Genomic DNA, 20,210 nt, shown 5'->3' on the forward strand with positions numbered 1-20,210 from the left:
TACGCCTGCGCCAACCCCGCGTGCGGTTGGGTCGGGCATGCCGACACCAACGCCGCGATCAATATCAAGAACGCCGTCGGAATGCCGGTGTCAGGGCGTGGAGACCTCGGGGCTGCCCGGTCTGCGAAGCGTCAACCCCCGCGCGCCGCTTAACCGCGGCGCGACGGGAGAATCTCCGGCCTTCAGGCCGGGGAGGAGTTCAAGACAACATGGTCACGGCAGGCGCCGACCCCATGTACATGGCGTGCGTCCGCAACGTGTTCGAGCGATCGAGGAACGGCACATTGACCGAACCGGAGGGCGTCTTCGGCGCCATAGAGGCGGTCACTGGAATGCCGGCGACGACGATGCGCCGGTTCCTGGAGAAAACCGCGGGCTGTTCCTCGAATGACTGTCTGCGGGCCTTCACCCAACGGCGCCAACGGCGCTGGCCAGTTGAGTTGGGAGGAGACGAGCGTCGAATGCCGTCAGCGGTCCTGCCCGTCCTGTCTGGACGTACCTTGCGGCGTCCGGACCTGCAGAAGAGACGGCAGCTTCGTCGGTTCGATGTCCGGTCCGGGGTGCCGGCTCCGACGTCCCAGGCAAAACGGGTCTTTGAAGGGAAATCACGGATCATGGGCAAGGTCATCGCGAGCGCGACGGTGTCGTTGGACGCGTTCATCGCCGATGAGTCGGATCGGGTGGGTCCGTTGTTCGACTGGTACAACAACGGAGAGGTTGCCTTCAATGGCGGCGACCCAGAGCGGGTCTTCCATGTTTCGGCCGCCAGCGCCGCGTACATGGAGGAAACCTGGTCGCGGATCGGAACGGCGGTGATCGGCCGTCGCCTGTTCGACCTCACCAACGGCTGGAACGGCCGCCCCGCGGCCGGCGAAGCCGTTTTCGTGGTGACTCACACGCAGCCGACGGGCTGGCCGTTCCCTGACGCGCCGTTCACGTTCGTCACCGACGGCCTGGCGAGCGCGATTGCCCAGGCCAAGGCCGCCGCCGGGGACAAGGACGTGTCGCTGACCGGCGGTGACCTGCTGGGTCAGGCCCTGGCCGCCGGACTGGTGGACGAACTCCAGGTCGACCTGGTCCCGGTGGTGTTCGGCAAGGGCGTACGGTTCTTCGGCGCCTACGACGGTCCACCCGCACTGCTCGGCAACCCGGAGATCGTTCAAGGCGATCGGGTCACCCATCTGCGGTACGACGTCCGTCGATAACCTGTTGGGTGCGGAAACTACGATTCGTGGAATTACCTGGGCGTATGCAAGCCTGGTCAGGCCGCTTGCTGATACTGGTTGATCAGTCCGTCCAGTACTTCGCGACGCTCCAGGCGGAGCTGGTCGAGATCGTTGGGTGCCGATACCACAGCCGGTAGCGGTGGTTGTCGATCTCGTGACCGGTGCGGACGATGGCTGTTGTAATGTCGCTGATACTCCGCCAGCACCTGGCGGAGGTGAGTTTCGCCGTAGATCAGGAGTCGGTCGGTGCATTCGCGCCGGGCGGTTCCGATCCAGCGTTCGGCGATCGCGTTCGCGCGAGGCGCGCGAATCGGCGTCTTGATGATGCGGATGCCGAGTGAGGCGAAGACCTCATCGAAGGTCGCGGTGAACTTCGCGTCGCGGTCGCGGACGACGAACCGCAGAGTCTCAGACCGTTGCCCCAGCTTGATGAGCAGGTTGCGCGCCTGCTGCGCGACCCAGGCGCTGGTCGGATGCGCGGTGACTCCCATGACGTGCACGGCCCGGGTGGCGTGCTCGATGAAGAACAGCACGTAGAGCCGCCTCAGGAAGACGGTGTCGACGTGGAACAGATCGCATGCCCAGATGCCGCCTGCCTGCGTCTGGAGGAATTGACTCCAGGTCGGTCCGGTGCGGCGTGGTGCCGGTTCGAGGCCGGCTCGTTTGAGGATGTCGCGAACCGTGCTGGGCGGCACCGTGATGCCGACGCCGGCGAGCTCGCCGCTGATGCGCCGATAGCCCCACAAGGGATTCTCCCGGGCCAGACGCAGCACCGCCTCCCGGATCGGTGCTCGTGTGGGAGGACGGCCAGGACGCTTGGGCGGGTAGGTCCACCGGCGCGCCCCCAGGTCACGATGCCAGCGCAGCAACGTCGACGGCGTCACGAAGAAGACCGGCCACGAAGCTCTCGGGAGCAGGCGCGACAGCGCAGCGAGCATCACTCGGTCTTGCGGGTGGAGATCGGGCCGGTTCACCTGACGGCGCAACACGGCAACCTGATGACGCAGCACCACGATCTCAACATCCTTGCTGCAGTCGTCACGGCCGAGCAGGACCAGTAGTTGCAAGACGCGTCCGAGGATTACATAGAGCGAAGACCACCACACCCCCTGCAGGATGCCCCAGAGCACACCGTACTTGAGCCGCATAGCCACAGGTCAACCACTACGGCCAAGGAATTTCGCACCCAGCACGCAGCCGGGTCTCCCACCACGTCGCCCGGATGGAGAAGCGAGACCTGGTGTCCCGGCAGGGATGCCCCGACGACGGCCGCGGCGCTTTCGTCCGCATCACCGAGACAGGGCGGGCGACCATCGAGCGCGCCGCGACCGCCCATGTACGCGCCGTACGGCACCTGGTTTTTGACGCGCTCACCGACGATGAGGTGGCCCAGCTCGGCGAGATCTTCCACCGGCTCCGATCACGCGTCGCCCAGTCAGCCGGATGAACGAGTCCACAACTTCTCCGAGATTCCGCGCGTCTGAGTGGTCATGGACTCAACCACTGAGCACACGAGCCGCCGGCGAGCCCGCCGATCCGGAGCTCGGGCGAGCGCTGTCGCCCTGGCCGCCGCCGCCCTGACAACGGTCCTGGGCGCACGTGTCGCCGACGCGACCACTGCCAGCCTCGCGGGTCAGGCCGACCAGATCGACTGGGCCTCAGTGGTGGAGCCAGAGCTGAACTGCCTCAAACCGAGACCAAACGACCACTGGTACGTCGTACGCGCCCGGGTCGCAGCGGTCGGCGACATCACCCGTGACGGACGGCGCGAGACCATTGTCGTGTCGTCGTGCCCGAGCCCGACGTCGAGCAACCCCTTGATCGCCTTCGTGTACGACGGAGCCGCCAAGCCATCGGTCCCCCACCTGCTCGGGAAACTGGGCAAGGACCGCTACTTCAAGTCCCTGAAGGTCGCGATCCGCGGCGGGCTCGTACATCTGCGCGGCAAGGTGGTCAGCGAGCGAGCCCCCAACTGCTGCCCGGATCTGACCGTCAGCCAGACCTACAGGTGGGACGGCACGAAATTCCGCAGGACGGCGGAAGACGACTCGCATCTCCTGAGCGCCGGACCCGGCCCCCTCACGGGCTGATCGCCCCACATCCGAAAGCCGCCCGCGAAAGCCGCCCAGGACCATGGTCACCAGTTGGTCGCGGCGCAGAACGGGGGAGCGGCGGCGCGGGTCGCCGTGGATCAGTTCCGTGAGGAGATGGTGGTTCCCGCGGCTCGCAGGATTTGCGCGGTGTACGGGTTGCAGCTTGAACTGCATGGATGAAGTTTTCGGCAGGCGCAGACTTCCTGAAACCTGGGTGGCTCAGAAGAAGGCGCCATTCAGAAGACGGCGAAGTTCAGAGGAGCTCGACATGGTCCCGGTACGGGTCCAGCCGGTCATCGGACACATTGAGCTCCGTGACCATCAGGTCGATCCCGTCCCACGGTAGGCACCGCGCCGCTGCCCCCGTCCCGAGCTTCTGCGAGTCCACGGCCATCACGACATGGTCGGACAACTCCGCCATGAGCCGCTTGATCTCGCACTCCTCGGCGCTGAACTCGCTGGTGCCGAAGTGCGGGTCCACCGCCGCCGCGGACAGGAACGCCCGCGCGAACGAGAACTGCTTCAGCGCCAGTGACGCGACCGGGCCGATGAGGCTGCCCGCGTTGGGGTCCTTCTGCCCTCCCGTCAGGTAGGCGTGCAGCCGGGGGTTGCGGGTCAGGGTGAGGAAGGTCTCGATGCCGTCGGTGACGACCGACAGGTTCTCCGCCGGTGGCATCGAGCCGGCCAATACGGAGAGCGTGGACGAGGCGTCCATGCAGATCCCCACGCCGCCCGACGGTACCAGGCTCATCAGCTTGCGCGCGATTTCCTCTTTCGCCCGGCCCGCGCGAGTCTTGCGCGCCTCGAACGGCTGCGCCGAGCTGATCGCACCGCCCCGCACGCGGCGGACCAGGCCTTCATCCTCCAGAGCCTGCAGATCCCGGCGGATCGTCATGGTGCTGACCTCGAATCGGGCGGCCAGGTCCTCAATGCGCAGGCTGCCGCTGGACGACAGCAGCTCGGCCAGCGCCTGGCGTCTGCTCTCGAGGTTCACGCTGCTTCGGACGACCATGCCGTCTCCGCTCTCCCACACTGTTCAATCTTGTCAACTGTCACACAAGCAATCTCGGCTGGAGACAACGTCCGCCTACTGGCGAGTGACGATAGATGATGCGCCTCGCAAGTTCAAGACACCCGAACCGCCGGTTTTACCTAGCCAGCACGATGATCCAGGCCGCGGGTAGCTTCCGAGGTCAGGTATCGAAGAGGTAACAGCCTCTTGACACTGAGGTGTCGTTTCGTGTGATGTTCACACGAGTAAACAAACACGAGCCACGGAGGGCGAGGGTCGGCCCGACTGACCGCCACGCCCTCTGGAGCGGGTCCCTAGCGTGCCGAGCCGCCTGAGCAGGGTCTGGAGATCAGTCATGGATGATGTCGCTTTGGAGTGCAGGATGCTGGCCAAGACGTTCGGCGGCGTGCCCGTGCTGAAGGACGTCTCCCTGGCACTCCGTGCGGGCTCCGTGACCGCGCTGGCCGGGGAGAACGGCGCCGGCAAGTCGACGATGATGAAGATCGCCTCCGGTCAGGTCAAGCCGGACCAGGGCCAGGTCCTCGTCGGCGGCGAGCCACTGCCCCAGGCGGACCCGCAGGCGGCGCACTCTCACGGGGTGGCGATCATCCCGCAGGAGCTCGCGCCGATTATGGACATGAAGGTGTACGAAAACCTGTTCATCGGGCGGGAGCTGCGTACCAGGGCCGGGCTGCTCGACCGGCGCGCGATGGCGCGCAAGGCACGCGAGATTCTCGACGTCTTCGGCGTGGAAATCGACCCGCAGGCCACGATGCGGCGACTGCCGGTCGGGCTGCGGCAACTGGTCGAGATCGCCAAGAGCACGAGCGGCGGAGCGCGGGTCCTGCTGCTGGACGAGCCCAGCTCCGCCATCTCCGAGCGCGAGGTCGAGCGTCTGTTCGCTGTGGTGGACAAGCTACGCGGACAGGGCGTGGCCATGCTCTACACCACCCACAAGATGGAGGAGATCCGCGCCCTGGCCGACCGGGTGGTCGTGTTGCGGGACGGCGGGCTCGTCATGGACCGGCCGATCGGCGAGGTCAGCGACGACGAGATCGTGCACGCGATGATCGGCCGCGAGCTGCAGGACTTCTTCCCCGAGCCGCGCCCTCACGGCGACGACGTCGCGCTGCACGTCAGCGGGCTGCATGTCACCGGCTATCCGAATCCGGTGGAGCTGACCGTGCGGCGCGGGGAGATCCTCGGGCTGGCCGGGCTTGTGGGCGCCGGGCGTACCGAGCTGCTTGAAGCGATCTTCGGCGTGCGCAAGAGCGCCGCGGGGACCATCACCGTCGCCGGCAAGCCGGTCAGGCGCAACTCGCCCGCCGCCGCGATCACCCGCGGCATGGCGCTCGTCCCGGAGGACCGCAAGGGCGCGGGCGCCGTCCTGTCCATGAACGTGCTGGACAACGGCTCCCTGCCCCGGCTGTCGCAGTTCACCCTCGGCGGCTGGTTGCGCCAGCGCAACCGCGCCAAGAAGGTCGGCGAGGCGATGGACTCGGTCAAGCTGCGCAGCCGAGGGCTGTCCCAGCAGGTTGGCACGCTCTCCGGTGGCAACCAGCAGAAGGTGGTGCTGGCGCGCTGGCTGACCGACAGCGTGAACGTGCTACTGCTCGACGAGCCCACGCGCGGCGTCGACGTCGGCGCCCGCAGCGAGATCTACCGCATCATCACCGAGCTGGCGGCCTCGGGAATGGCCGTGGTCATGGCCTCCTCCGACATGCCCGAGATCCTCTCGCTCTCACACCGCGCGCTTGTCATGCGCGGAGGGGCGGTCGCGGGCGAGCTGACCCGCGAGCAGCTGTCCTCGCCCCATGCTCAGGACGCGATCTTCCGGCTCGCCGCGGGCCTGAGCCCGCAGAACGGAGCCGCGGGCCTGAGCCCGCAGAACGGGGCCACTGCCCCCTCACCCCAGCACACCCCGCTCGTCACAGAAGAGGAGGGCCGATGACCATCACGCAGGAGTCAGCCCCGGAGCGTACAGGCCCGGGCGGAACGGCCGCGCGGCTCCTGACCTGGCGTTTGTCCGGACCCTGGATCCGAGACCAGCTGATCCGCCACTCCATGGTGGTTGTGATGCTGCTGATCATCGCCTATTTCAGCTACCGGAGCGCACGTTTCTCGACGTTCGACAACGTGCAGACGATCGCCATCGCTGCGGCCCCCTTCGCCCTCATCGCGCTGGGCCAGACCCTGGTCATCCTCACCGGGGGCATCGACCTGTCCGTGGGCAGCGTCATCGCGCTCAGCGCGATGTCCGCCGCCGCGACCGTGAAGGGCCAGCCGGATCGGCTCTGGTTGTCCGTCCTGGTCGCCCTACTCGTCGGGCTCGTTGCGGGGGCGATCAACGGCTTCCTCGTGTCCAGGGTTAACGTGCCACCCTTCATCGCCACCCTGGGCATGTTGACCACGGCCTCCGGTCTGGCCTACGTCGTGGGCCAGGGCGCCCCGATCAACGGCCTCCCGCAGAACTTCGGCGAGATCGCGAACAACGAGATTCTCGGCCTGCAGATCCCCGTCCTGGTGATGATCGTCGGCATCGTCGGCCTGGCCCTGATCATGCGAAGGACGTCGTACGGGATGCGCGTCTACGCCGTGGGCGGTAACCCCGTCGCGGCGCAGATCGCCGGCGTCAAGACCACCCGAATCCTGTTCAGCGTGTACGCCCTCAGCGGCCTGCTCGCCGGGCTGTCCGGCGTGATGCTCGCCTCCCGCGTCATCTCCGGTCCGCCCAACCTGGGCCAGGGTTACGAGCTGGACGCCATCGCCGCCGTCGTCATAGGCGGGGCCAGCCTGCTCGGGGGCCGAGGCAGCGTCCTGGGCACGGCGCTCGGCCTGTTCCTCATCCAGACGCTCAACAACGGCCTGGACATCCTCGTGGTGCCCGCGTACTGGCAGAGCGTGATCAAGGGGGCGCTCATCGTCGCCGCCGTCACCGTGGACGTCTGGTCCGCCAAACGCAGGGGCTGACGGCCCCGCTTTCACTCACCCAGCCCTCCGTTCCACTGGAGTTTCCATGCGCATGAAAAACCTGCGTGCCATCGCCCTCGCCGCGGTGGGCGCGACCGTGCTGGCCACCTCGGCCTGCGGCGCCGGCGATCCCGCCAACCAAGACGGCGGAGCCAAGGGAGGCAGCCTTCGCGTCGGCATCAGCGTCTACGACATGTCGTCCTTCATCACTGCGGGCAAGGCCGGCATCGACGCCTACGCCAAAGCCAACAACATCGAGGTCCTGTGGAACTCGGCCAACCTGGACGTGAGCACGCAGGCGAACCAGGTGGACCAGTTCATCAACGCGGGTGTGGACGCCATCATGGTCGTCCCTGTCCAGGCCGACTCCCTCGGTCCGCAGGTGACCGCGGCCAAGGCGAAGAAGATCCCGTTCCTCGCCGTAAACGCTGGGCTCGACAGCAAGGAACTGGCCGGCACCGTACTGCCCGACGACGTCAAGGCCGGCGAGCAGGAGATGCAGATGATGGCCGACAAGCTCGGCGGCAAGGGCAACATCGTCGTCCTGCAGGGACCCCTGGGACAGTCGGGAGAGCTGGACCGCACCAAGGGCATCCAGAACGTATTGGCCAAGAACCCCGACATCAAGATACTCGCCAAGGACACCGCCAACTGGAAGCGGGATGAGGCCGTCAACAAGATGAAGAACTGGTTGTCCAGCTTTGGCGGCCAGATCAACGGCATCGTCGCGGAGAACGACGACATGGGCTTGGGCGCCCTGCAGGCCACACGCGAGGCCGGCGTGAAGATCCCGATTGTCGGCGTGGACGGCATCGAGGACGGGCTGAACGCGGTCAAGAGCGGCGACTTCATCGGCACCAACCTGCAGCACGGGACCGTCGAGCTGTCCACCGGCCTGGCCGTGGCAGCCAAGATCGCCCGCGGCGAGAACGTGAACAAGAACCCGGTCTACCTGATGCCGAAGGTCACCCCGGACAACGTGGACACCTACATGGAGCACGTCGTCACGAAGCGGGACCAGTTCCTCGCCGGACTGCCCGCGCTGATCGAGGCGAACCTCAAGACCGGAGACATCGCCAACGAGAAGTCGGCCGGTTAGGCCGTACCCAGCCGAGGAGAACCCCATGAGCACGATGCAGGCAGCTGTCCTGCGCGGAGTCCGGCACCTACAGATCGAGGAGCGCCCCGTGCCCGAGCCCGGGCCGGGCGAGGTGCTGGTGCAGGTCAACGCGGTGGGCGTCTGCGGCTCCGACGTCCACTACTACCAGCATGGCCGCATCGGCGACTTCGTGGTCGAGCAGCCCATGGTGCTCGGGCACGAGTCCGGGGGCGTCGTCACCGCCGTGGGACGCGGCGTGGACGCCTCCCGGATCGGACAGCGTGTGTCCATCGAGCCCGGAGTGCCCGACCTGACCTGCCCCGAGTGCCTGGCCGGGCGCTACAACCTGTGCCCTGGCATGCGGTTCTTCGCCACGCCGCCCATCGACGGTTCCCTCGCCGGATACGTCGCCGTGCACGCGGCCTTCGCCCACCCCGTGCCCGACTCGATCTCGGACGACGCGGCGGCGTTGCTGGAGCCGCTGTCGGTCGGGGTCTGGGCGGGGCGCAAGGGCCGGGTGGGCGCGGGCAGCCGCGTCCTGATCACCGGCGCCGGCCCGGTCGGGCTGGTGGCCACGCAGTGCGCCCGTGCGTTCGGCGCCACCGAGATCGTGGTCGCCGACCTCAACCCCCACCGGCTCAAGCTGGCCGCGGACCTGGGCGCGAGCGCGACCATCGACGTCACGTGCACCCCATTGGACGAGGCGGGGTTCGAGCCCACCGTGCTGCTGGAGTGCTCGGGTCACCCGGGTGCCACGGCCACGGCGCTGCGTACGCTGGCCAGGGCGGGCCGTGCGGTCCTCGTCGGGATGGGCGACGACGGGCTGCCACTGCCGCTCACTCACATCCAGAGCCGCGAGATCGAGATCACGGGCACGTTCCGGTACGCGAACACCTGGCCCACGGCCATCGCGCTGGCCGCCTCGGGGCTGGTCGACGTGGACGCCCTCGTCACCGGCCACTTCACACTGGCGGAGTCCGAGACGGCACTGCTGGCCGCCGAGCATGACCCGCTCGCGGTCAAGTCGATGATCAATCCGCAGTGCTGACCGCCCGACTGGAGGGACAACGATCATGACTCGTCTGTACGACGATCCCAGCACCTTCACCGAGGACATGCTCGCCGGGTTCCTGGACGTACACCGGGACAGGGTCGCGGGCGTGCCCGGCGGCGTCGTACGCGCCTCCGAGACCCCGCCGGGCAAGGTCGCGGTCGTGGTCGGCGGCGGCTCGGGGCACTACCCGGCCTTCTGCGGGGTGGTCGGGCCCGGGTTCGCCGACGGGGCCGTGGTGGGCAACATCTTCACCTCGCCGTCGGCGCAGGACGCGTACTCGGTGGGCAGGGCCGCCGCCGGCACCGCGGGGCTGCTGTTCTCCACCGGCAACTACGCCGGCGACGTCATGAACTTCACCCTCGCCCAGCAGCGGTTGTGTCAGGAGGGCATCGACACCCGCGTCGTGTTCGTCACCGACGACATCGCCAGCGCGCCGGAGTCCGAGATCAGCAAGCGCCGTGGGATCGCGGGGGACTTCGTGGTGTTCAAGATCGCGGGCGCCGCCGCGGAGGCGGGCTACGACCTCGACGCGGTCTAGCGGGTCGCGCGCCACGCCAACGACCGGACCCGCACGCTGGGGGTGGCCTTCGACGGCTGCACTATGCCGGGCGGGACCGCGCCGCTGTTCACCGTCGCCCGTGGGCGGATGGGCGTCGGCCTGGGCATCCACGGTGAACCCGGGGTGGGCGAGGACACGCTCCCGCGAGCGGCGGAGCTGGCACGCAGACTGGTGTCCGGGGTCCTGGCGGAACGGCCCGCCGACGCCGGTGGCCGGGTGACCGCGATACTCAACGGGCTCGGGACCACGAAGTACGAGGAGCTCTTCGTCGTCTGGCGGACCGTGGCCCGGCTGCTGGCGGAGGAGGGACTGGATGTCGTGGCCCCGGAGGTTGGCGAACTCGTCACCAGCCTGGACATGGCGGGCTGCTCCCTGACGGTCGTCTACCTGGACGAGGAACTGGAGAGCTTGTGGTGCGCCCCGGCCGACACGCCCGCATACCGCAGGGGCCAGGTGGCATCTCGGGGCGCGGCGCCCGCCGGGCACGCGGCCGATGCGCGGGACCTGCCAGATGCGCCGCAGGACCAGGGCGAGCGGTGGGGTGAGACGCCGATCCGGCGCGCGGCGCGCCCACGAGGGCCGGTCGTTCAGGCACAGGAGACGGCCGCCATCGCCCCGAGTTCGCCCGGTTCCCGCGCCTGCGGCCAGGTGATCGTTTCAGCGCTGGAGGCCGTCGCGGTGGCGATGGCCGAAGCCGAGGCCGAGCTGGGGCGCATCGACGCCGTCGCCGGTGACGGCGACCACGGGCGCGGGATGGTCAAGGGCTCGTCCGCCGCCCTCGCCGCGGCGCGCGACGCGGCCGCGGCCGGGGCAGGCGCCCAGTCGGTCCTGACCGCGGCGGGCGACGCGTGGGGCGCCAAGGCGGGCGGCACGTCAGGGGTGCTCTGGGGCGCCACGCTGTGCGCCATCGGACGACACCTGGGCGACGACCGAGAGGACATCTCGCCCCTCGACATCGCGGACGCTGTCGAGGCCGGGCTCCAAGCACTGCGCCTGCTCGGCAAGGCGCGACCGGGCGACAAGACGATGGTCGATGCGTTCGTCCCATTCAGCGAGGCCCTGACCGAGCACGTCAGATCCGGGGCTGCGCTTGCGGACGCCTGGCGGGAGGCCGTGGAGGTCTGCGAGAGCGCGGCCAGGGCCACCGCGGACCTACGGCCCTTGGTCGGCCGGGCACGGCCGCTCGCCGACCGTAGCGTGGGCACGCCTGACGCGGGCGCGACGTCGTTCGGGCTGTGCGCCCGCGCCGTCGGAGACGTGCTGAACGACAGGAAGGAATTGGGGGGACATGACTGACAAATGGCGGATCATCGTCGGCTCCGACGACGCCGGCTTGGAGTACAAGAGCGTCCTGAAGGCCGACCTGGAAAACGACGCCCGCGTGGCGAAGGTCGTCGACATCGGGGTCGGAGCCGAGGAGACGACACCGTACCCGCACATCGCGGTCATGGCGGCCCGCATGGTCGCCGCCGGTGAGGCCGATCGTGCGCTGCTGGTGTGCGGCACCGGGCTGGGGGTGGCCATCAGCGCCAACAAGGTGCCCGGCATCCGCGCGGTGACGGCGCACGACAGTTTCTCCGTGGAACGGTCGGTGCTCAGCAACAACGCACAGATCCTCTGCTTCGGGCAGCGGGTCGTCGGCCTGGAACTGGCGCGCCGCCTGGCGAGCGAGTGGCTCGACTACCACTTCGACCTGAACTCCAGATCGGCGGCCAAGGTACGGACCCTGCTGAGCTACGAGGCGGGGCACGACCTGGCCGACCAGGCCGAGACGCTCCGGCAGGGAGAGGAACTCGTGCGCGCCACCCTCATGGGTGCGGACGACGGGCAGCGGATCGATGGCAAGGAGCAGAGCTGATGACGGCAACGGAGCAGGTGCCCGACCTCACCTTCGGGCTGGGCGGCAAGGTGGCGCTGGTGACCGGCGGGGCGTCGGGGATCGGCGCCGCCATCGCCGCGACGTATGCGGTGAAGGGTGCGAAGGTCGCCGTGGTCGACATCGACCGCGCGGCGGCCGAGGCCAAGGCGCGGGAACTCGCCGGGGACAGCACCGGGTTCCGGTGCGACGTGTCCGATCCCGGTGATGTACGCGCGGCGGTCGGCGCGGTCCTGGACGCCTACGGCCGCATCGACGTCCTGGTGAACAGCGCGGGCGTCGCGATCCTGGCCCCTGCCGAGGATCTGGATGTCAGCGCGTTCGACAGGACGATCGACATCAACCTCAAGGGCACGTTCCTGGTGTGCCAGGAGGCCGGGAAGCACATGCTGGCCGCCGGCGGCGGCAAGATCATCAACCTGGCCTCGCAGGCGGCCACGGTCGCGCTGGACCAGCACGTCGCCTACTGCGCCTCGAAGTTCGGCGTAGTCGGGCTGTCGAAGGTGCTCGCGTCCGAATGGGCCGGGCGCGGGGTGACGGTCAACACGATCTCTCCCACCGTCGTCCTCACCGACCTGGGACGCAAGGCATGGGAGGGACCCAAGGGCGACGCACTCAAGGCGCAGATTCCAACGGGCCGCTTCGCCTACCCTGAGGAGATCGCCGCGGCCGCCCTGTTCCTCGCCTCGGACGGTGCCAACATGATCAACGGGGCGGACATCCTGGTGGACGGCGGCTACACGATCCGCTGATCATGTCGCCGTGACCGGGGTGGGGTGGCCGCCCATGCGATCCCCGGCTCCTGACGGCCCTCCCATCGACCGTGGTTTGCTCATCGAGCCGGAACCTGTCATAGACGGTGGACCAGGGCCCGTACTCGGCGGCGGGCAGGTCCCGCCACGGGCTGCCAGCACGAAACCGCCACATCACCGCGGTGAACTGCCGCCGCAGATCCGGGATCGGGCCTCGCTCGCCCAGCGGCAAGTGAGGCTCGATCAAGGACCACTCCTCGTCGGTGAGTGCCGCGGCGAACGTCTCGCACACCGTTCGGTCGCTGGCGACGGGCAGCACGGTGGCGAGCACCACACCACGACGGCGGCGAAAGTGTTCGTGACGGTCAGGTAGGCCAGGCGAAGGAGCATGGCCGATCATCATGCCGCACGTGTTCCTTCTCCTGGTGGCCGGAGGTGGCGCACGCCACGTGTAGCCCAACAAGGTCGTGACCTGGGCGGACGTAATTATCGGCAGGCGCACAGCCACGCCAGGCTGTATCCCGGGCTCTTTGCCCATTGGAAGCTCGTCAAGCCGTAACCGCGAACGACTAGACGATGGGAGCCGTGTGATCGGAGACGATCACGCACGGTTCTGAGAGAGCCGGGGGGTGAGACTCCCTCCGGCTACTCACTAAACGCGGTATTGGAGAGTAGGGCGGGTGGGACTTGAACCCACGACCCACGGATTATGAGTCGGTTCTCTCGGTGTCGCTCAGTGTCGCGGAGTGACACTTTCTGTCGCTGTGGACGGAATTCTCCCCGCCGTCGTGTCGGGAAGTGATGATGAATGCCGTGCTGTATCGCGTACACGCGAGCAACTACCGAGCGACCATATGTTCTTGACCATCACCATTATGTGCCGTTTGCCCCCTTCTCGACACGGCTATGCGCTGTGACGAGGCCTCAGCCCTCTCGGCAGCCGAACGGGGACGAGCAACGACCGAGAAGTCATGAGGAGGCGACGACCGCTGGAATTCCCCTAGAACCCGCCCGTCGATTGGGGGTCAGTATTCACCCGTCGTCGACACACATCGAAACGGGCCGCGCGATCATCGGACGGCGCACCGAGACGTCGACGTCTGTCCCCGGACCGACGCGCCCACCACCTCTTTACTCTCACTCAGCCGCCTTGGGTTGACCGCAAGCGCAAGGCCGGAGTCCGTCCATCAGGAGGTCCAGCAGGCGAGCCGCCATCGCTTCGTGCTCGGGCGGGCTAGCCACGGTGAAGATACCGATGAGAGCGGCAGCGATGTCTTCGGCGGGGACGTCGGCGCGGAGTTCCGCGCTCGTGCGGCCGGCTGCGAGGATGTTGTCGATGGCCCTGAGCAGCTCGGTCCGGGTGTGGGCATGGGCGATCTCGCCCGATTCGATCATCGCGAGCAGCGTGTCGAGCATCCCGTTCTTGGTTGCGATCCACTCCCCGAACAGGTCCATCCAGCGTCGCAGCGCCGCGGGCGGGTCGAGCTGGGTGAGTAGTTCACGGGCACCGGTGGTGAGCCGCGAGACCTGGTCGCGGTAGACCGCGTCGACCAGCGCCTCGCGGGTGGGAAAGTGCCGGTAGAGCGTGGCGATGCCGACGCCGGCTTCGTTGGCGATCGCGCGCATCGACGGCTCGGCCTCGGCCGAAGCGAACAAGCGGGTCGCCACGGCCAGCAGCTGTTCGCGGTTGCGGGTCGCGTCCGCCCGTGGTCTACGGATCTCTGCGGCGGCCAAAACGGATCACGCTCCACTTGTGCTAGCTTGGGTCACTGAAAACGGAGCATAGTTCGTTTACGTTGCTTCAAAAGCCGCGACAGGAGACAGGTGAGCATGAAAGAACCGAGCCTCACCACGCCGGCGACCACGAGCCGGGCGGTCCAGTTCGAGTCGTTCGGCGGACCGGATGCCTTGAGCGTCCGCGAGGTACCCGTGCCGCACGCCGGCTCGGGGCAGATCCGCGTGCGGGTCACCGCGGCCGGCCTGAACCCGATGGACTGGTTCATGACCTCTGATGCACAGACCGCCGCGCGATTCGGCTTGAGCCTGCCGTGCGGGTTCGGCACCGACTATGCCGGGGTGGTGGATGAGGTCGGTGACGGCGTGAGCGAGTTCGTGGCCGGTGACCGGGTGTTCGGCGGCGCCCTGTCCCGCGCGGTCGCCGACTACGTCGTCGTGGACGAGGCGGGGACCATCGCGGTGGGCGGCCAGGCGCACCGTACCCCTGACGGCGTCGACGACCGCACCGCTGCCACCCTTGCCATTGCGGGCTGCACGGCGGCCGCGGCCATGGCCGTGGTCAACCCGGGCCCGGGCGACACGGTGCTCATCGGCGGGGCGGGAGGCGGGGTAGGCGTGTTCGCTGTCCAGCTCGCGCGCCTCGCGGGCGCGCGAGTGATCGGGACGGGGTCGGCAACCTCGGCCGATGCCCTGCGAGCCCTGGGGGCCGAGCCGGTCGCCTATGGCGATGGTCTGGTCGACCGGGTCCGCGCGCTGGCTCCCGCCGGCGTCACTGCGGCCATGGACCTGCACGGGAGGGACACGGCGCAGGCGGCACGCGAACTCGGCGTGCCTGACGAGCGCATCACCACCATCGCCGCCCAGGTCGACGGGATCACGCCGGCGAACGGCGCCAACGCCGCCCCGGGCGCCATCGAGGAGATCGCCGGCCTGGTTGCGGCGGGTCGGCTCCGGGTGCCGATCGCGGCACGCTTTCCGGTCGAGCAGATCCGTGCCGCGGTCGAGCTTCAGGCGGGGCGGCACGTGCACGGGAAGGTCGTCATCGACCTCTAGGAGAGGAGAGCGAGGTCCGGCTGGGCTGAACGACGGGGAACTTCACCCCGGTGAGGTCTTCGGAGACGGCCCACAGCCGCTGCTGGACGGCCATCTCGTAGGACTCCGGGCTGGAGGTGACCAGCCGGGGATGGCCCATGACCTGGATGCGTCCGCCGGGACCGTAGTACTGACCGCCGAGCACGGCGGGGTCGGTGGCGGCGCGCAAGGTTGGCAGCGCGCCCATCGCGGGCGTCTGGGTGATCAGCGGCGCGAGCCAGGTGAGCGGAAGCCGGAGGGCCGCGGGGGCGTTGCGGGCGAGCTCGGTGCTGGACATGCCGGGGTGCGCGGCCACCGCGACGGTGGTGCCGTGCGTGGCGAGCCGGCGCTGCAGCTCGTACGTGAACATCAGGTTGGCCAGCTTGGACTGGCCATAAGCGGCGACCCGGCTGTACGACCGCTCCCACTGCAGGTCGTCGAAGTGGATCGCGGCCCGGATGCGGTGGCCGGTGCTGCTGACCGTCACCACGCGCGAGCCGGGCACCGGCAGCATCAGGTCCAGCAGCAGCCCGGTGAGCGCGAAGTGGCCGAGGTGGTTGGTGCCGAACTGCATCTCGAAGCCGTCCCGGGTGGTCTGCTTCGGGGTGTACATCACGCCGGCGTTGTTGATCAGCAGGTCGATGCGGTCGAGCCGGGACCGCAGCGCCGCCGCGGCGGTGCGGACGGAGTCGAGCGAGGTCAGGTCCAGCGCCTGTACGCTCACGTGCCCGGTCATGCGGGCCGCGGCCTGCTCGCCCTTCTCGACGTTGCGCACGGCGAGCACCACGGACGCCCCGCGCTCGGCGAGTGCCTTGGCGGTCTCGTACCCCAGTCCGGTGTTGGCCCCGGTCACCACGGCCACCCGCCCGCGCTGGTCCGGAATGTTCGCCGTCGTCCACTTCTCGCTCATGTCAGGCTCCCAACTAACTAACGTACCGAAGGTATCTTGTGCCGACGACGTTAAAGTACCTTCGGTACTTTGTCAACGTACCGCAGGTACTTAAGTTAGGCTGGCGATCGTGAGTTTCCAGCGGGCGCGAACCGAAGAGCAGCGGGAGATCCGCCGGCGGGCGATCCTCGACATGGCGTCGGCGATGCTCGACGAGATGCCTGTGGCCGCGGTCACCTTGAACGAGCTCAGCCGCCGGGTAGGCCTGGCGAAGCCGAACGTGCTGCGCTACTTCGAGTCTCGCGAGGCGGTGCTGCTGGAACTGCTGGACCACTTCCTGCAGGAGTGGCTGTCGGAACTGGCAGGCGAGTTGGCCGCCGGCATCGACGAAAATCTCCCCATGGCCGAGCGAGCGGCAGCGGTGGCCGAGATCCTCAGCCGCTCACTCTCCGGCCGAGTGGTGCTGTGCGACCTCTTCGGCGCACAGGGCAGCGTCCTGGAACACAACGTCTCCGTCGAGGTCGTAGCACGCTACAAGCGCGCCTCCCTGGACCGCCTGACAACCATGACCGCCCTGATCCAGAAGTACCTGCCGGAGCTGGGCGAGAACGCAACACTGTTCAGCCTGCAAACCATGGTCATGGCCGGCGCGCTGTCGGCGTACAGCACACCCCCACCCAGCCTGCAGGCGGCCTACCAGGCCGAGCCCGACCTGGCCCGCTTCCACCTGGAGCTGAAGGACAGCTTGAAGCTGGCCCTGACCGCGACCCTCCTGGGCGTGCTGCCCCGCCCCTGACCTGCGTTGCGCCGGACAGGCGAGAACCTCTGGTTTCTCGCGCTCGACGCTGGAGGGACCGGGGCGCCCATGCTCTGGCGGCCGGCCCTGTCCTACTGGTCCGGTGGCCAGGCGAGGAACCGGCCTGCACGAGGGCACGGCGCGGCAACGGCATCACTTATGTCACTAAGACATCATGAATGTCATAAGGGATGGTGGCGGCCCCGCTACCGGAGACCTGCTCCATCAGGTGATCAGGCGCCTGTGGCCGCCGCACCGATCGGTGGTGCGCGCCATGGAGCGGGAGCTGGACGGCACGGACGTCACCGCGGCGCAACACGCCGTCCTGGGACGCGGGCGAGGCGACGAAGGACGTCGAGATCATGTTGCGTCGACGATCCGGCTTGGCCTGCCCGCCCGCAACGCGTCGAGCAACGCCTCGGTCAATACGGTCGGGGAGAGGTGGTTCAGCGCGAAGCTCGCCTCGATGCCGTCGGCGGTCTCCCATCGCGTCGACCACATACCGCCGACGTTGTTGACCAGCAACTGCAGCGGGCCCTCCTCGGCCAGCCGTGCTCCTAGCGCACGAACTTCAGCCAGTACGGAGAGGTCCGCTTGGATGAAGCGGGCGTCTCCGATCCGCCGCACGGCCTGCTCTCCGTGCTCCTTGTCCCGCCCCACGACGGTGACCGCGTATCCCCGCTGAGCGAGTTCGATCGCCACTTCCACGCCGATCCCGCGTGTTCCTGCGGTGACGACTGCTTTCGGTGTCATGCGTTTCCTTCGTCCTTCTTCTTGAGTAGGCCGCTCCGGCCCTCCCGATGCAATCCGAACGAGAGCGAGAGGTCCAAAGCCCGCAGAGCATCGAGGTATGCGTCGCAGGCATAGCCGCAGACATGGCAACCTGATCAAGTGAAGCCGGACATCGATCTCAAGCACTTGCGCTATCTGCTCGCGGTTGCCGACGAAGGTACGTTCACGAAGGCAGGTGATCGCGAGCCCGCTGAAGTTGACGGTGATGGTGCGTGGCCGGTGCTGGCTGTCGGCCGACGGGCTGGATGCCCCGATCGAGATGGAGGCCGGTGACGTCGCGGTCCTGACCGGCCGCTCGTGGCTGCGTGCCGAGGGCGGAACCGGTGACGGCCCGCCCGAGGAGTTCGCGCCCGAGCCGGGAGACTATGCCCTGCGCGTCGGCGGCGCGGACTTCGCCGTCGACGACGTCATCCTCGGCGGCCACGTCGAGCTCAACCAGGCCGGCGCGGCGCTGCTGACGCAGACGCTGCCGCCCGTGGCGCTCATTCGCTCCTGCGATGCCGCCGCGCCCGCCCTACGGGCGTGCGTCGACCGGCTGGTCGAGGAGGTGACGGCCGAGCGGATGGGCGCTGCCTTTGCCGTACGCCAGCACGCCCAGCTGCTGATCTTGGAGGTGCTTCGGGCTTACCTGAGCCAGGCCGAACTGCCGCCGGGGTGGCTGCGGGCGCTGACCGACGACCGGCTGCGTCCCGCGCTGACCCTCATGCACCGCGAACCGGGCCGGCACTGGGGGTTGGAGGAACTGGCCCGTGCGGCGGCGACGTCGCGGACGTCGTTCGCCGTGCGGTTCCGCTCCGTGGCCGGTGTCCCCCCGCTGACCTACCTCAACTCCTGGCGGATGCTGCTGGCCCAGCGGGCGCTGCGCGACGACGACGTCCGGATCGGGGCCCTCGCCGTGCAACTTGGCTACACATCGGAAAGCGCCTTCAGCACCGCCTTCAAACGAGAGGTAGGAGAGGCGCCCTTGCGCTACCGATACCGGCTCCGACAAGCGTCCTGACCTGTGGGGCTCGAATACTCGACTCACATGGTGACCTGCAGCTTCTGGCAAGCGGGCAGATCTTGAGCGCCACCGTCTAAGCGATCGCTCAAAACGAGTTGTGCGGTCGCTCAACTTGAAAGTGCGACTGCACAACATCGCTTGAGCGCCCGCTTAAGAGATGATCTTCGCTCATCAAAGACTTGCAGGTGAGACTGTCGGACGTGATTTTCGGCACTCGCAGATGAAGAACCTGGTGATGGACCTGGAGGATACGGGCTGCCGGGCGCGCTATCTCATCCGAGACCGGGATGGGAAGTTCCCAGCCCTCATAAACGAAATCCTCGCCGAGGCCGGCATCCAGACCGTGCTCACCGGGATTCGGATGCCACGTATTAACTCGATCATGGAGCGATGGGTGCAGTCCTGCCGCCGCGAACTCCTCGATCGCTGTCTGCTGCGGAACGAACACCATCTGCGTCACGCTCTTCGCGAGTACGAACGGTTCTACAACCAGCACCGACCCCACCAGGCCCTGGCCCAGGCAGCTCCACTGCGCGCCGTCCCAAATCTGATCAGCGATCCAGAGCGAATCGCCGACCTGAACATACGCCGACGAGACCGACCCGGAGGAGGCCTCCACGAGTACTCACATGCCGCTTGAGCTGCATGGATAAGATTTTCGGCAGGCACATGACCGAACCACCTACAACGACACGTTCGCGCCCTCCAGCACGCGCATGAAGGCACGCGACCATTCAGGCAGGTCTGGCCAGCCACGACAGGAGACCATCGCGCCGTCCACCACGTCGGGGGCGTCCACGAAGGTCGCACCCGCCATCTCCATGTCGGTCCTCAACGGCGGGAACGCCGCCGTGGTACGGCCGCGCAGCAGGCCAAGCGCGGCCCGGCACCTGCGGGCCGTGGCAAATCGTGCCCACCGGCAGGCCGCGCTCGAAGAAGTAGTGCACGATACGGGCGACGTCGGGATCGGTGCGGATGTACTCCGGCGCGCGGCCGCCCGGGATCACCAGCGCCTGGTAGTCCTCAGGGCGCACGTCGGCGAATGCGAGATCCACCGGCAGTTGATGGCCGGGCCGCTCGGTATAGGCGTCCCAGCCGGGCTCGAAGTCGTGGACCACCAGCTTTACCGCACGAGTGGTGGGGGCGGCCACGATCGCCTCATGACCCCCTTCCCGAAGCCGGAAGACGGGGTACATGGAGTCCAGCTCTTCCGCCGCATCGCCGGTCAGAACAAGCACTCGGGCCATGACTCACTCCTGTTCTCCCACGGTGGATCTTAAT

At 68.0% G+C, this 20,210-nt stretch carries 21 protein-coding genes and 2 pseudogenes; 15 read left to right on the top strand and 8 right to left on the bottom strand.

Translation table 11 applies throughout. The features are described 5' to 3' along the window. Positions 1–209: 209 nt before the first annotated feature. A complete protein-coding gene (locus AB0J09_RS12735) occupies positions 210–1,205 on the top strand; it encodes a dihydrofolate reductase family protein (protein WP_360689312.1) in 996 nt (331 codons plus the stop codon). Positions 1,206–1,261: 56 nt separating this feature from the next. Here AB0J09_RS12735 and AB0J09_RS12740 read toward each other — a convergent pair whose 3' ends face one another. Then, the gene (locus AB0J09_RS12740) at positions 1,262–2,374 is read right to left on the bottom strand and encodes an integrase core domain-containing protein (protein WP_360689314.1); all 1,113 of its coding nucleotides are present in this window, start codon (positions 2,372–2,374) and stop codon (positions 1,262–1,264) included. 74 nt (positions 2,375–2,448) lie between these two features. Here AB0J09_RS12740 and AB0J09_RS12745 point away from each other — a divergent pair, with 74 nt between their 5' ends. Next, on the top strand, positions 2,449–2,673 hold the full coding sequence (locus AB0J09_RS12745; RefSeq protein ID WP_360689316.1) for a hypothetical protein: 225 nt from the start codon (positions 2,449–2,451) through the stop codon (positions 2,671–2,673). 43 nt (positions 2,674–2,716) lie between these two features. Further along, a complete protein-coding gene (locus AB0J09_RS12750; RefSeq protein ID WP_360689318.1) occupies positions 2,717–3,316 on the top strand; it encodes a hypothetical protein in 600 nt (199 codons plus the stop codon). A 256-nt stretch (positions 3,317–3,572) separates the two neighbouring features. Here the strand turns inward: AB0J09_RS12750 and AB0J09_RS12755 are convergent, their stop codons facing one another. Further along, positions 3,573–4,331 carry a DeoR/GlpR family DNA-binding transcription regulator gene (locus AB0J09_RS12755; RefSeq protein WP_360689320.1) on the bottom strand — a complete coding sequence of 253 codons (759 nt, stop codon included), beginning with the start codon at positions 4,329–4,331 and terminating at the stop codon, positions 3,573–3,575. A gap of 355 nt (positions 4,332–4,686) precedes the next feature. Between AB0J09_RS12755 and AB0J09_RS12760 the strand changes: the two genes are divergently transcribed. From AB0J09_RS12760 to AB0J09_RS12795, 8 genes and pseudogenes are all read left to right on the top strand, one after another. Then, complete coding sequence (locus AB0J09_RS12760; protein ID WP_360689322.1) at positions 4,687–6,282, top strand: sugar ABC transporter ATP-binding protein; 1,596 nt, start codon at positions 4,687–4,689, stop codon at positions 6,280–6,282. Further along, positions 6,279–7,301, top strand: coding sequence for an ABC transporter permease (locus tag AB0J09_RS12765; protein ID WP_360689324.1), 1,023 nt, complete (start codon positions 6,279–6,281; stop codon positions 7,299–7,301). The genes AB0J09_RS12760 and AB0J09_RS12765 overlap by 4 nt, the downstream gene beginning before the upstream one ends. 46 nt (positions 7,302–7,347) lie before the next feature. Beyond that, positions 7,348–8,400 carry a substrate-binding domain-containing protein gene (locus tag AB0J09_RS12770; RefSeq protein ID WP_360689326.1) on the top strand — a complete coding sequence of 351 codons (1,053 nt, stop codon included), beginning with the start codon at positions 7,348–7,350 and terminating at the stop codon, positions 8,398–8,400. 25 nt (positions 8,401–8,425) lie between these two features. Further along, a complete protein-coding gene (locus AB0J09_RS12775; RefSeq protein ID WP_360689328.1) occupies positions 8,426–9,448 on the top strand; it encodes an NAD(P)-dependent alcohol dehydrogenase in 1,023 nt (340 codons plus the stop codon). A 67-nt stretch (positions 9,449–9,515) separates the two neighbouring features. Further along, positions 9,516–10,439 (top strand): annotated as a pseudogene (locus AB0J09_RS12780) (dihydroxyacetone kinase subunit DhaK); the annotation flags it as partial. 258 nt (positions 10,440–10,697) lie between these two features. Next, the gene (locus AB0J09_RS12785; RefSeq protein WP_360689370.1) at positions 10,698–11,309 is read left to right on the top strand and encodes a DAK2 domain-containing protein; all 612 of its coding nucleotides are present in this window, start codon (positions 10,698–10,700) and stop codon (positions 11,307–11,309) included. Then, positions 11,302–11,871: a ribose-5-phosphate isomerase gene (locus AB0J09_RS12790; protein ID WP_360689330.1), complete on the top strand. Its 570-nt coding sequence runs from the start codon at positions 11,302–11,304 to the stop codon at positions 11,869–11,871. The genes AB0J09_RS12785 and AB0J09_RS12790 overlap by 8 nt, the downstream gene beginning before the upstream one ends. After that, entirely contained in the window at positions 11,871–12,641 is a 771-nt protein-coding gene (locus AB0J09_RS12795; RefSeq protein WP_360689332.1) for a GolD/DthD family dehydrogenase, read from the top strand. The genes AB0J09_RS12790 and AB0J09_RS12795 overlap by 1 nt, the downstream gene beginning before the upstream one ends. Here the strand turns inward: AB0J09_RS12795 and AB0J09_RS12800 are convergent. After that, positions 12,595–13,179, bottom strand: a complete 585-nt coding sequence (locus AB0J09_RS12800; RefSeq protein ID WP_360689334.1) for a transposase — start codon at positions 13,177–13,179, stop codon at positions 12,595–12,597. The genes AB0J09_RS12795 and AB0J09_RS12800 overlap by 47 nt on opposite strands. A gap of 599 nt (positions 13,180–13,778) precedes the next feature. Continuing rightward, entirely contained in the window at positions 13,779–14,375 is a 597-nt protein-coding gene (locus AB0J09_RS12805) for a helix-turn-helix domain-containing protein (RefSeq protein WP_360689336.1), read from the bottom strand. A 96-nt stretch (positions 14,376–14,471) separates the two neighbouring features. On the opposite strand from AB0J09_RS12805, the gene AB0J09_RS12810 reads away from it, so the two are divergent. After that, the gene (locus AB0J09_RS12810) at positions 14,472–15,431 is read left to right on the top strand and encodes an NADP-dependent oxidoreductase (RefSeq protein WP_360689338.1); all 960 of its coding nucleotides are present in this window, start codon (positions 14,472–14,474) and stop codon (positions 15,429–15,431) included. On the opposite strand, the gene AB0J09_RS12815 is transcribed toward AB0J09_RS12810, so the two are convergent. Next, on the bottom strand, positions 15,418–16,359 hold the full coding sequence (locus AB0J09_RS12815; protein ID WP_360689340.1) for an SDR family NAD(P)-dependent oxidoreductase: 942 nt from the start codon (positions 16,357–16,359) through the stop codon (positions 15,418–15,420). The two genes, AB0J09_RS12810 and AB0J09_RS12815, sit on opposite strands and share 14 nt — an antisense overlap. 109 nt (positions 16,360–16,468) lie before the next feature. Here AB0J09_RS12815 and AB0J09_RS12820 point away from each other — a divergent pair, with 109 nt between their 5' ends. Continuing rightward, positions 16,469–17,134 (top strand): TetR/AcrR family transcriptional regulator, encoded by a 666-nt coding sequence (locus tag AB0J09_RS12820; protein ID WP_360689342.1) that lies wholly within the window; start codon positions 16,469–16,471, stop codon positions 17,132–17,134. 360 nt (positions 17,135–17,494) lie between these two features. Here AB0J09_RS12820 and AB0J09_RS12825 read toward each other — a convergent pair whose 3' ends face one another. Further along, on the bottom strand, positions 17,495–17,887 hold the full coding sequence (locus AB0J09_RS12825) for an SDR family NAD(P)-dependent oxidoreductase (protein ID WP_360689344.1): 393 nt from the start codon (positions 17,885–17,887) through the stop codon (positions 17,495–17,497). A gap of 184 nt (positions 17,888–18,071) precedes the next feature. On the opposite strand from AB0J09_RS12825, the gene AB0J09_RS12830 reads away from it, so the two are divergent. Both AB0J09_RS12830 and AB0J09_RS12835 read left to right on the top strand, forming a co-directional pair. Continuing rightward, positions 18,072–18,926, top strand: coding sequence for an AraC family transcriptional regulator (locus AB0J09_RS12830; RefSeq protein ID WP_360689346.1), 855 nt, complete (start codon positions 18,072–18,074; stop codon positions 18,924–18,926). A gap of 385 nt (positions 18,927–19,311) precedes the next feature. Beyond that, the gene (locus AB0J09_RS12835) at positions 19,312–19,569 is read left to right on the top strand and encodes an integrase core domain-containing protein (RefSeq protein WP_360689372.1); all 258 of its coding nucleotides are present in this window, start codon (positions 19,312–19,314) and stop codon (positions 19,567–19,569) included. Positions 19,570–19,611: 42 nt separating this feature from the next. Here the strand turns inward: AB0J09_RS12835 and AB0J09_RS12840 are convergent, their stop codons facing one another. Together AB0J09_RS12840 and AB0J09_RS12845 are read right to left on the bottom strand one after the other, a co-directional pair. Beyond that, complete coding sequence (locus AB0J09_RS12840) at positions 19,612–19,752, bottom strand: hypothetical protein (RefSeq protein WP_360689348.1); 141 nt, start codon at positions 19,750–19,752, stop codon at positions 19,612–19,614. A 58-nt stretch (positions 19,753–19,810) separates the two neighbouring features. Continuing rightward, positions 19,811–20,176, bottom strand: a pseudogene (locus tag AB0J09_RS12845) (DJ-1/PfpI family protein); the annotation flags it as partial. Positions 20,177–20,210: the final 34 nt, after the last annotated feature.

Source organism: Nonomuraea sp. NPDC049784 (assembly GCF_040659615.1).
Lineage (GTDB): Bacteria > Actinomycetota > Actinomycetes > Streptosporangiales > Streptosporangiaceae > Nonomuraea.